Consider the following 9,128-nt stretch of genomic DNA (forward strand, 5'->3'; position numbering starts at 1 on the left):
CTAGCCCACCAACTCGACGAGGGTGGCGTTGGCCGTGCCTCCGCCCTCGCACATGGTCTGCAGGCCGTAGCGAATCCCGTTGTCGCGCATGTGGTGTGCCATCCGGGTCAGCAACACCGCGCCGGAGGCCCCCAGCGGGTGGCCGAGGGCGATCGCGCCGCCGAGGGGATTGAGCAGCTCCGGGTCCGCGCCCGTCTCCGCCAGCCACGCCAGCGGCACCGGCGCGAAGGCCTCGTTCACCTCGAAGACGCCGACCTGTTCCAGCGACACCCCCGACTTCTTGAGCACCTTCTCGGTCGCCGGGATGGGGCCGGTCAGCATCAGCACCGGGTCCGCGCCCGTGACCGCCCCCGCGAGGTAGCGGACCAGGGGACGCAGCCCGAGTTCGACCGCCATCTCGGCCGTCATCACCAACAGCGCGGCGGCGCCGTCGGAGATCTGCGAGGAGTTGCCGGCGTGGATCACGCCGTCGTCGACGAACGCGGGCTTGAGCGCCGCGAGCTTCTCGACGGTGCTGCCGCGGCGCACGCCCTCGTCGGCGGTGACGACGGCGTCGGCCGTTGCGTCGGTGAAGACCGGCACGATCTGTTCGGCGAACGCGCCGGCGTCTTGCGCCGCCGCCGCCCGCTCGTGGGACTGCACCGAGTATTCGTCGAGCCGCGTGCGCGACAACCCCCACTTCGTGGCGATCAGCTCCGCCGAAAGCCCCTGGTTGAATGAGAAATCGTCATAGCGGGCAAGGACTTTCGGGCCATATGGCATGCCGCTGGCCCTGGCCGAGCCGAGCGGAACGCGGCTCATCACCTCGACGCCGCCGGCCACGACCACGTCCTGATGACCCGACATGACCGCCTGCACGGCGAAGTCGAGCGCCTGCTGACTAGACCCGCAGGCGCGGTTGACCGTGGTGCCCGGGATGCTTTCGGGCCACCCCGCGGCGAGCACCGCGTACCGCCCGATGTTGCTGGACTGGTCGCCCACCTGGGAGACGCAACCCCAGACCACGTCGTCGACGATGTCCGGGCCGACGCCGGCGCGGTCGAGCAGCTCGTTGAGCACGACGGCCGACAGGTCGGCGGCGTGCGTGCCCGACAGGCCGCCGTTGCGCTTGCCGACGGGCGTGCGCACGGCCTCGACGATGACGGTCTCGCGCATGTTCACCTCAGGGTCCTCGTCCGAATGTCGTCACTGCCCAGTAAACGACGGGTCGCGCCGCGCGGTGACGGCGCCCCGGCCTTCGGCGCGCCGGGCGCGCTCAGTAACTCCTCGGCAACTTCAAGACGTTGGCGCCCAGGAAGTTCAGGATCATCTCCTGGCTGACCGGCGCGATCTTCATTAGCCGGGCCTCGCGGAAGTAGCGCGTGATGTGGTACTCCTCGGCGTAACCCATGCCGCCGTGGGTCTGCAGCGCGCGGTCCGCGGCGGTGAATCCCGCGTCGGCGCACAGGTATTTCGCGGTGTTCGCCTCGCGGCCACAGGGTTTGCCGTTGTCGTAGAGCCAGGTGGCCTTGCGCAGCATCAGCTCGGCGGCGTCCAGGCGCGCCAGCGAGTCCGCCAGGGGGAACTGCAGGCCCTGGTTCATGCCGATGGGCCGGCCGAAGACCTCGCGCTCGTTGCCGTACTTCACCGCCTTCTCCAGGGCCACCCGGCCGATGCCCAGCGCCTCGGCGGCGATCAGCATGCGTTCGGGATTCAGGCCGTCCAGGATGTAGTGAAAACCCCTGCCCTCCTCGCCGACTCGGTCCTCGACCGGCACCTCGAGGTTGTCGATGAACAGCTCGTTGGAGCTGACGGCGTTGCGCCCCATCTTGCGGATCGGGCGGATGTCGACGCGGCTGCGATCCAGATCGGTGAGGAACAGCGTCATCCCGTCGGTCTTCTTGGTGACCTCGTCGTAGGACTGCGTGCGCGTCAGCAGCAGGATCTTGTCGGACTCCAGCGCCTTGGAGATCCAGACCTTGCGACCGTTGACGATGTAGCGGTCCCCGTCGCGCTTGGCGAAGGTGGTGATGCGCGAGGTGTCCAGTCCCGCACCGGGTTCGGTGACCCCGAAGCAGACGTGCACGTCACCTGTCGCGACCCGGGGCAGCGTGCGCGCCTTGAGTTCGTCGGAGCCGTGCACCACCACCGGCTGCATTCCGAAGATGGTCAAATGGATCGCGCTGGCGGCGTTCATCGCGCCACCGGACTTGGCGACCTCCTCGAGCAGGATGGTGGCCTCGGTGATGCCCAGGCCGTGCCCGCCGTACTCGGTGGGGATGGTCATGCCCAGCCAACCGCCCCGGGCGATCGCGTCGTAGAACTCGGTCGGAAACTCGTGCGCCTGGTCTTTGTTCATCCAGTAGTGGTCGTCGAATTTCGCGGCCAGCTCCGCCACCGAGCGGCGGATCAACTCCTGGTCTGCCGTCAGCTCAAAGTTCATTCCGGCGCCGGGCACTGCGGGTCTCCTTCGGGTTGCGTGCGGCGAGATTGCCGCCAGGGTCGTGAATCGCCGGCGATCGCGACCCTGGGCGCAATCTCGGCGCGGCCGATCTCAGTCTTTGTTGCCGGTCAGCTCTTTGGCGCTGGCGGCGAAGTCGGCGAACGACGAACCCGACCGCTCGTCCTTATGGTGGGACAGCGCCCGGATCGACACGTCGTGCCCCTCGGCGGCCTTGCGCAACGCCCCCACCGTCGCCTGCTCCGGAGTGATGTGGGTGAAGGGGTCGAACGAATACCAGCGCATCGCGTTCTCGTGCGTCATCTTCTTGATCTCGTCGTCGGGAACGTTGTTGAGCGACAACACGTCCCACAGCTCCTCGGGCGCTCCGGGCCACATGGAGTCGCTGTGCGGGTAGTCGGCTTCCCAGCAGATGTTGTCGATGCCGATCATGTTGCGTAGCGCGACGCCGACCTTGTCGCTGATGAAGCACGTCAGGAAGTGATCGCGGAACACGTCGGAGGGCAGCTTGTCCCCGAAGTTCTGGTGCGTCCACGTCGAGTGCATCTCGTACGTGCGGTCGGCGCGCTCGAGGAAGTACGGGATCCAGCCGGTTCCGCCCTCGGAGAGGGCGATCTTGAGGTCCGGGTATTCCTTGATCGGCCGCGACCAGAGCAGGTCGGCGGCGGCCTGGACGATGTTCATCGGCTGCAGCGTGATCATCACGTCCATGGGCGCGTCCGGCGCGGTGATGGCCAGCCGGCCCGACGACCCGATGTGCACGTTCATCACGGTGTTGGTGTCGCACAACGCTTTCCACAGCGGGTTCCAGTACTCGTTGTGAAAACTCGGGTAGCCCATCGCGGCGGGGTTCTCGGTGAAGGTCAGCGCGTGTACACCCTTCTTCGCGACGCGGCGCACCTCGGCGGCGCACGCCTCGGCGTCCCAGATCACCGGGATCGCCATCGGGATGAACCGCGCCGGGTAGGCGCCGCACCATTCGTCGATGTGCCAGTCGTTGTAGGCCTGCACCAGCGCGACCGAGAACTCCGCGTCCTCGGTGGCGAACAGGCGCCCGGCGAAGCCGGGGAACGACGGAAAGCAGATGGAGGCCAAGATGCCCCCGGCGTTCATGTCCTTGATGCGCTCGTCGACGTTGTAACAGCCTGGGCGGATCTCGTCGAGACCTTGCGGCTCCAGGCCGTACTCCTCCTTGGGGCGGCCGGCGACCGCGTTGAGCGCGACGTTGGGGATGACGGTGTCGCGGAACTTCCACATGTCCGAACCGTCGGAGTTGTGCACCAGCCGCGGCGCGTCGTCCTGATACTTCTTCGACAGGTGGTTCTTGAACATGTCCGGCGGCTCGACGGTGTGGTCGTCGACGCTGATGAGGATCATGTCTTCTTTGTTCATGGCCGTTCCTCTCCATCGAACCGGTCCGCCACGCATCCCCCGCGCACCGCTGTCCCGTGCCAGATCGCTGCAATGAAAACTATCTTCTCGCGAATCGAGAATCAACATCTAGGGCACGCCGCGGGCGTCGCGACGCGCCCACGGATTCCAGGTCAGTGGGCGGGCAACCGAACGTAGAATCCTCGCGACGGACCGGCCGGTTCAGCGCCCAGCGGGCGGCACAAATGGTTGGTTAATCCCGCGGTCCGGCGCGCGGCGCCGGACCGCCGAACGCGGGTCGCCCCGCCGCCGGCCCGGGCGACCGCGGCATTGACCGGGCGGGCGAATCGTGCAAGTCTATTGGTTGTAAATGAGAATACGATTCTCATTGGCCGAGAGGTGGCCGAGTCGAAGCCGAGAGGAGACCGCGGATGGGCTTGCGGCCGCTGCCCGCGCACGAGTGGGACGATGCTACCCGGCAGGCGCTTTCGGCGATGAGCGGCGCGGAGACGAACAACGCGCTCTCCACGTTCGCCCACCACCCGACGCTGGCCAAGGCGTTCCTGCGCTTCAACGTTCACCTCCTGTACTCGACGACGCTGCCGGCACGGCTTCGCGAGCTGGCGATCCTGCGGGTCGCGCACCGCCGCGACTGCGCCTACGAGTGGTCGCACCACGTCAGGATGGCCAGGGAGGAGGGCGTCACCGACGAGCAGATCGCCGCGCTGCGCCGCGGCGAGGCGGCCGACGAGTTCGACCGCCTGATCCTGGTCGCGGTCGACGAGCTCGACGACAAGTCGCAGCTGTCCGATCAGACGTGGGCGGCGCTCGGCGAGCGCCTGGACGTCCAGCAGCGCATGGATCTCGTTTTCACGGTCGGCTGCTACACCACGCTGGCCATGGCTTTCAACACCTTCGGCATACAGCTCGAGCACGGATCTTAAGGAGCGAAACGTTGGCGCACTTCCCGAAGCCGGCCGCCGGCAGCTGGACCGAGAATTATCCCGAGTTGGGTACCGCGCCGGTCGATTACACCGACTCGATCGATCCGGCATTCTTCGAAGCCGAGCGCGCGGCCGTCTTCCGCAAGACGTGGCTCAACGTGGGCCGGGTCGAGCGGCTCCCCCGCACCGGCAGCTACTTCACCCGGGAACTGCCGTCGGCCGGCAAGGGCACGTCGGTGATCATCGTCAAGACCAAGGACGGCTCGGTCAAGGCCTACCACAACGTGTGCCGGCACCGCGGAAACAAGCTGGTGTGGAACGACTTTCCCAACGAGGAGACCTCGGGCACCTGCCGGCAGTTCACCTGCAAGTACCACGCCTGGCGCTACAGCCTGGACGGCGAGCTGACCTTCGTGCAGCAAGAGGAGGAGTTCTTCAACCTCGACAAGGGCAATTACGGGCTCGCGGCCGTGCGCTGCGAGGTGTGGGAGGGCTTCATCTTCGTCAACTTCGACGACAACGCGGCGCCGCTGGTCGACTACCTCGGGCCGCTGGCCAAGAGTATCGAGGGCTACCCGTTCGGCGAGATGACCGAGACGTACTCCTACCGGGCCGAGGTCGGCAGCAACTGGAAGTTGTTCATCGACGCGTTCGTCGAGTTCTACCACGCGCCGATCCTGCACCAGGGGCAGTACACCAAAGAGGAGGCCGCCAAGATCCAGAAGTACGGCTACGAGGCGCTGCACTACGAACTGTCGGGGCCGCACAACCTGCAGTCGACCTGGGGCGGTCAGGCGCCGCCGCCGGACATGTCCATGGTGAAGCCGCTGGACCAGGTGCTGCGCAGCGGGCTGTTCGGTCCGTGGGACAAGCCGGAGATCATCCAAAACCTGGAATTGCCACCGGGTGTCAACGTCAAGCGGGCACCGCAATGGGGCATCGACTCCTGGCTGTTCTACCCCAACTTCATGCTGCTCATCTGGGAGCCGGGCTGGTATCTGACCTACCATTACTGGCCGACGGCCGTCGACAAGCACATCTTCGAGTCGTCGCTGTATTTCGTGCCGCCCCGCAACGCGCGGGAACGCCTGGCGCAGGAGCTGGCCGCCGTGACATTCAAAGAGTATGCGCTGCAAGACGCCAACACCCTGGAAGCGACGCAGACCATGATCGGTACCCGCGCCGTGAAAGAATTCCTGCTCTGCGACCAGGAAGTGCTGATCCGTCATCTGCACAAGACGACCGGCGACTATGTCGCCAATTGGGCGAAGGAGTACCAGGCCAATGGCAAAGTTACCGTCTGAATTCGCGGCCCTGGAGCCGTTTTTGGATTGGGACCTGGCCACCGAGCCCGAGCGCTACGCCAAACGCTTGGCCTCGACGATGCCCGAGATGCAGGCGTTCTACGACGTCGCGTTCCCCAAGTTGAACGACGCGATCGCCTACTGCGACAAGTTTCCGCTCGACGACCTTCCGGACGACGCGCGCAGCCTGATGCACATCATGCAGTCGCTGGTCATGGTGTCGTTCCCCGTCGAGGCCTGGAAACAGCCGCGGGTGCCCGACAGCGGCGCGGCGTGGGTCGAACTGGTGCGGGAACCGGTGATCTGAGAGGTGTTGACGCTCAGGGCCGCTGGACTGCTCGACGTCGACGCCGGCGAGATCGTCACGCCCGGCGTGCTTCGAATCGAGGGCGACCGGATCGTCGGCGTCGGCGGTGCGGTCGACGGCGAGCTCATCGATCTGGGCGACCAGGTCCTGTTGCCTGGCCTGATGGACATGGAGGTCAACCTGCTGATGGGTGGGCGCGGCGAGAAGCCCGGCCTGTCCCAGGTGCAGGACGATCCGCCGACGCGGGTGCTGCGCGCGGTCGGCAACGCCCGCCGCACGCTGCGCGCCGGGTTCACCACGGTGCGCAACCTCGGCCTGTTCGTCAAGACGGGGGGCTACCTGCTGGACGTGGCCCTGGGCAACGCGATCGACGCGGGCTGGATCGAGGGGCCGCGGGTGATTCCCGCCGGGCACGCCATCACGCCCACGGGCGGACACCTGGATCCCACGATGTTCGCCGCGTTCGCCCCGCACGCGCTGGAGCTGACGGTCGAGGAGGGCATCGCCAACGGCATCGACGAGATCCGCAAGGCGGTGCGCTACCAGATCAAGCACGGGGCGCAGCTGATCAAAGTGTGTTGTTCCGGCGGTGTCATGTCGCTCACGGGTCCGCCTGGGGCACAACATTATTCAGATGAGGAGCTGCGAGCGATCGTCGACGAGGCGCACCGGCGCGGGCTGCGGGTCGCGGCGCACACCCATGGCGCCGACGCGGTCAAGCACGCGGTCGACGCGGGCATCGACTGCATCGAGCACGGCTTCCTCGTCGACGACGAGGCGATCGCGCTGATGGTCGAGCGCGGCACGTTCTTGGTCAGCACGCGACGCCTGGCCGAGGGCATGGACGTCTCGCACGCCCCACCCGCGTTGCGGGCCAAGGCCGCCGAGATGTTCCCCAAGTCGCGCACCTCCATCCTGGCCGCCTACGAGGCCGGCGTGAAGATCGCGGTCGGCACCGATGCGCCGGCGATCCCCCACGGCCGCAACGCCGACGAACTCGTCACGCTGGTGGAGTGGGGCCTGCCGCCGCTGGCGGTGCTGCGGGCAGCCACGGTCACCGCCGCGGAACTGATCAACTCGACCGAGCTCGGCCGGCTCGCGTCGGGTCAGCTCGCCGACGTCATCGCGGTGCCCGGAAATCCGTTGGACGACATCACCGTTACCCGCAACGTCGGCTTCGTCATGAAAGGCGGCAAGGTCTATGTCAACGCATCAGCCGAGCAGAACTGACGACCTGGTCGAGATCCAGCAGCTGCTCGCCCGCTACGCCGTCACGATCACCCAGGAGGACATCGACGGCCTGGTCGGCGTCTTCACCCCGGACGGCACCTACAGCGCCTTCGGTTCGACGTACAAGCTGGACCGATTCCCGGAATTGGTGGCCGCCGCGCCCAAGGGCTTGTTCCTCACCGGGACCGCGTTGATCGAGACGCTCGACGGCGATGCGGCGACCGGCACCCAGCCGCTGTGTTTCATCGACGGTGCCACGCATGACATGCGGATCGGCTACTACCGCGACACCTACGCCCGCACCGCGGACGGCTGGCGGCTCAAAACCCGCGCCATGACCTTCATCCGGCGCAGCGGCGTGCACGACTCGGGTCGCCCGCACGCCATCGGCCGTCCCACGCCGTGAACGTCGAGGAGTTCCGGGCGGGCTTGCGAACGTGGCTCGACGAGAACGACTTGACACCGGGGCCCGACCATTCCCTGCAGGGCCACATGCGGCAGTTCCTGCGGGTCAGCCGAGCGCTCTACGACGCCGACTGGATGCGCTACGGCTGGCCGCAGGAGGTCGGCGGGCTGGGCGGACCGGCGGTGCTGCGCGCCATCGTCGGCGAGGAGGTGGTGGGCCGGCGCCTGGCCGAGCCAGGCCCCTATTCGATGCTCGAAGTGCTGACCCCCACCATGATCGACTACGCCGCACCGGAACTCGCCGCCGAAATGGTGCCACGGCTGTTGCGCGGGGAGGAGCAGTGGTGTCAGGGCTTCTCCGAGCCCGGATCGGGTAGCGACCTGGCGTCCCTGACCACCCGGGCGGTTCCCGACGGAGACACCTGGATTGTCAACGGGCAGAAGGTCTGGACCAGCTTCGCGCAATTCTGCAGCCGATGCATTCTGCTCACCCGCACGGCCCCGGGGCACGAGGGCATCACCGCCTTCTTCGTCGACCTGGACACGCCGGGCATCACCATCCGGCCGCTGCGGACGATGCACGGGGTCGACGAGTTCTGCGAGGTCTACTACGACGACGTGGTGGTCCCGTCGACCCGGATGCTCGGCAAGCCGGGCGACGGGTGGCGGCTGGCGATGGACCTGCTGCCCTACGAGCGCTCGACCTGCTTCTGGCAACGGATCGCCTACTTGTACTCGCGGTTCGACGAGCTCATCGCCGAAGCCCCGCGGCGCGCCGCACTCGACGCCCACGACGAATTCGAGCTCGGCTCAACCTATCTCGCGCTACACACTCTGCGCTGCCGATCGCGCCTCACTCAGTACCGGCTGCGCGACGGCGCGCGGCTGGGCCCGGACACCTCGATCGACAAGGTGCTGTTGGCCACGGCCGAGCAGCGGCTCTACGACACCGCGCGCGACCTGCTGCCCGGCGCCGTGGAACTCGACGACCCCGCGTGGCGCTCGGAATACCTGTACTCGCGCGCGTCGACGATCTACGGCGGCACCGCCGAGATCCAGCGCAACATCATCGCCGAACGCGTGCTGGGGCTGCCGCGGCATTGACCCCGGGTCGGACCTCAGCAGTT

At 67.2% G+C, this 9,128-nt stretch carries 9 protein-coding genes; 6 read left to right on the top strand and 3 right to left on the bottom strand.

The features are described from left to right. From A5714_RS12405 to A5714_RS12415, 3 genes are all read right to left on the bottom strand, one after another. The gene (locus tag A5714_RS12405; protein ID WP_068285551.1) at positions 1–1,155 is read right to left on the bottom strand and encodes a thiolase family protein; all 1,155 of its coding nucleotides are present in this window, start codon (positions 1,153–1,155) and stop codon (positions 1–3) included. 100 nt (positions 1,156–1,255) lie between these two features. Next, entirely contained in the window at positions 1,256–2,422 is a 1,167-nt protein-coding gene (locus A5714_RS12410; RefSeq protein WP_068285534.1) for an acyl-CoA dehydrogenase family protein, read from the bottom strand. A 111-nt stretch (positions 2,423–2,533) separates the two neighbouring features. After that, on the bottom strand, positions 2,534–3,832 hold the full coding sequence (locus tag A5714_RS12415; RefSeq protein ID WP_068285536.1) for an amidohydrolase family protein: 1,299 nt from the start codon (positions 3,830–3,832) through the stop codon (positions 2,534–2,536). A 410-nt stretch (positions 3,833–4,242) separates the two neighbouring features. Here A5714_RS12415 and A5714_RS12420 point away from each other — a divergent pair, with 410 nt between their 5' ends. Genes A5714_RS12420 through A5714_RS12445 form a run of 6 tightly spaced genes read left to right on the top strand, consistent with a single transcriptional unit; the run spans position 4,243 to position 9,105 of the window. After that, positions 4,243–4,755, top strand: a complete 513-nt coding sequence (locus tag A5714_RS12420; protein WP_068285537.1) for a carboxymuconolactone decarboxylase family protein — start codon at positions 4,243–4,245, stop codon at positions 4,753–4,755. Positions 4,756–4,766: 11 nt separating this feature from the next. Next, on the top strand, positions 4,767–6,059 hold the full coding sequence (locus A5714_RS12425; RefSeq protein WP_068285538.1) for an aromatic ring-hydroxylating dioxygenase subunit alpha: 1,293 nt from the start codon (positions 4,767–4,769) through the stop codon (positions 6,057–6,059). Then, on the top strand, positions 6,040–6,366 hold the full coding sequence (locus A5714_RS12430) for a hypothetical protein (protein ID WP_068071140.1): 327 nt from the start codon (positions 6,040–6,042) through the stop codon (positions 6,364–6,366). The genes A5714_RS12425 and A5714_RS12430 overlap by 20 nt, the downstream gene beginning before the upstream one ends. A 3-nt stretch (positions 6,367–6,369) precedes the next feature. Beyond that, a complete protein-coding gene (locus tag A5714_RS12435) occupies positions 6,370–7,596 on the top strand; it encodes an amidohydrolase family protein (RefSeq protein ID WP_068285539.1) in 1,227 nt (408 codons plus the stop codon). Then, on the top strand, positions 7,568–8,002 hold the full coding sequence (locus A5714_RS12440) for a nuclear transport factor 2 family protein (RefSeq protein WP_068071138.1): 435 nt from the start codon (positions 7,568–7,570) through the stop codon (positions 8,000–8,002). Before A5714_RS12435 ends, A5714_RS12440 begins: the two co-directional genes overlap by 29 nt. Then, positions 7,999–9,105, top strand: coding sequence for an acyl-CoA dehydrogenase family protein (locus A5714_RS12445; RefSeq protein WP_068285541.1), 1,107 nt, complete (start codon positions 7,999–8,001; stop codon positions 9,103–9,105). The genes A5714_RS12440 and A5714_RS12445 overlap by 4 nt, the downstream gene beginning before the upstream one ends. The last annotated feature ends 23 nt before the right edge of the window (positions 9,106–9,128 follow it).

Source organism: Mycobacterium sp. E2462, assembly GCF_001672685.1.
Taxonomy (GTDB): domain Bacteria; phylum Actinomycetota; class Actinomycetes; order Mycobacteriales; family Mycobacteriaceae; genus Mycobacterium.

Excerpts from the sequence above, each read along its gene's own strand:
- A5714_RS12405 (WP_068285551.1), bottom strand. The coding sequence starts at position 1,155 with ATGCGCGAGACCGTCATCGTCGAGGCCGTGCGCACGCCCGTCGGCAAG.
- A5714_RS12410 (WP_068285534.1), bottom strand. The coding sequence starts at position 2,422 with ATGAACTTTGAGCTGACGGCAGACCAGGAGTTGATCCGCCGCTCGGTG.
- A5714_RS12415 (WP_068285536.1), bottom strand. The coding sequence starts at position 3,832 with ATGAACAAAGAAGACATGATCCTCATCAGCGTCGACGACCACACCGTC.
- A5714_RS12420 (WP_068285537.1), top strand. The coding sequence starts at position 4,243 with ATGGGCTTGCGGCCGCTGCCCGCGCACGAGTGGGACGATGCTACCCGG.
- A5714_RS12430 (WP_068071140.1), top strand. The coding sequence starts at position 6,040 with ATGGCAAAGTTACCGTCTGAATTCGCGGCCCTGGAGCCGTTTTTGGAT.
- A5714_RS12440 (WP_068071138.1), top strand. The coding sequence starts at position 7,568 with ATGTCAACGCATCAGCCGAGCAGAACTGACGACCTGGTCGAGATCCAG.